At 60.7% G+C, this 1,865-nt stretch carries 2 protein-coding genes; both read right to left on the bottom strand.

Annotated features, from left to right (window positions below):
- Positions 1–465 (bottom strand): ATPase (locus M1V25_RS10185; protein ID WP_498843210.1); only part of this gene is annotated, 465 nt, incomplete at its 3' end.
- A 172-nt stretch (positions 466–637) separates the two neighbouring features.
- The gene (neuC, locus tag M1V25_RS10180; protein WP_498843209.1) at positions 638–1,792 is read right to left on the bottom strand and encodes a UDP-N-acetylglucosamine 2-epimerase; all 1,155 of its coding nucleotides are present in this window, start codon (positions 1,790–1,792) and stop codon (positions 638–640) included.
- Between the last annotated feature and the right edge of the window lie 73 nt (positions 1,793–1,865).

Raw genomic sequence — 1,865 nt, 5'->3', positions numbered from 1 at the left:
CCACAACACCCACTCGTCGGCAAGGGACAGATAATCCGCAAGCAAATGCCGTCTGCTCCGTTCGAACCTCCGGCGAATATCGGCTTCGGGAACGTCATGACCGCCCTGGCGGACCCGCAGCGAAACGCGCTCCACCGCCTGAGTCGGCGAACCAAGCAGAACATAATGCAAAACCACCCGGTAACCGCACTCCCGGGCCAGCCGCAAGAGACTCCCATACGTTTTCCCGCTGAGGGTCGATTCCAGCGCAAAACTGATTCTCCCTCGGACCAGCTCCCGGGTCTCCTCAATCACCAACCGACCCGCCCGGAACGCCGACAGCGCCGGATCAAGCGGCGACAACCCGGCCGCCACCAGATCGACATTGAGGAAACGCCGAATCCCCATGAGGGGCAAAAGCTCCCGCGCCAGCGTCGTCTTACCCGCACCGTTACAACCGCCGATGAGACACAGGGTGGGGTTCATAATCAGATCAACGGTCTTATCCAGGAGGAAAATCCAAGCCGTCCAACCGAAACAGCCAATCGCTATAACCGCGAGTCGCGGTTTGATTGAACGTCGTACCTGCAGGCCGACATGTATTTTATAGGACGGACACCTTCGGGCTTTCCCGCGGCTGTGCCTGCCGCCCCTCCCTTTAGTACGTGATCCGCTTCTGGACGTTCACCGGGCCGAGGGTGGCGAGGATCTCCGCGATCCGGCGGCCGGCGGTGCCGTCGCCGTAGATTGGCTCCATGGCATACCGGCCATGGGCGAGCTGGGTCTGGATCGCGCCAAGGATGGCGTCCTTGTCATGGGGCACTTCGATGACATTGGCACCGCGCTCACGCATGATTTGACGGGAGCCGATGTTGACCACCGGCGTGCCGATGTAGGCCCCTTCGCGAATGCCGCTGCTGGAGTTTCCGACCAGGCACGCGGTGCGGGCCATGAGCTGCACGTAGGTGGCGGTGGGCAGATTCTTGAAAAAGTGCATTTTCTCGTCCTGGTGGCGTTCGCGAAGTTTGCGGATGCCGCGGGCAATGTCTTCGGAGCCGGCGTCGGCATTGGGCCAGAGGACAATGGCGGACAGGCCCGTCTCCCGCACGGCTTCCAAGGTGGCGGCGATCTGGCGTTCGCCCTCGCCGTATTCGGTGGTCACGGGGTGCTGCGAGACGAGGATGAAGGGCTGGCTGATGTCGAGCTTGGAGCCGACGCCGAGATCGAAGAGATGTTCGTCGAGTCCGCTGCCGGCATTTTTCAGAATCTCCGCCACCAGGTCGATGCGGGGACAGCCCACGAGGTGTACGGTTTCCTCGGGCTCGCCAAGTTTGACGATGCGCTCGGCCGCCTCCTTGCTGGCGGGAAAATGGATATGGGCAAACTTGGTGACGGCGTGGCGGATGCTCTCATCAATTGTCCCGCTCACCTCACCGCCCATGGTGTGAGCGACGGGGATGTTCATGTACGCGGCGGCCAGGGTGGTCGCCATGGTCTCGAAGCGATCACCGACCGTGAGCACCACATCGGGCTGGAGCCGCTCAAAGACGGTGGGCAACTCCATCAGCCCGACGCCGGTGGACTTTGCCGTGGTGGCGGGGGTCTCGCCTTCGATAAGCATATAAATCCGCGCGGAGGGCTCGAAGCCGTCTTTTTCGATCAGATTCACCACGCTGCCATAGCGATCAAGCAGAGCCGAGGCGGCCACGACAAGCTGAAGCTCCAGGGCGGGGTGCTCGCGCACAGCGGCCATGACGGATTTGATACTGCTGTAGTTCGCTCGGGAACCCACAACGACGCAGATTTTTTTCATAAAGTAAAAAACGGGAAACCACTAATTTTCTCTAAAAGTCACTAAATCGAAGCCAGCCATTAGTGCTTATTAG

The sequence above is a fragment of the Candidatus Nebulibacter yamunensis genome, from assembly GCF_024208055.1.
Lineage (GTDB): Bacteria > Pseudomonadota > Gammaproteobacteria > Francisellales > Francisellaceae > Caedibacter > Caedibacter lacustris.
The sequence above is the reverse complement of the archived record's forward strand: the minus strand, read 5'-3'. Positions and strand labels throughout refer to the sequence as shown.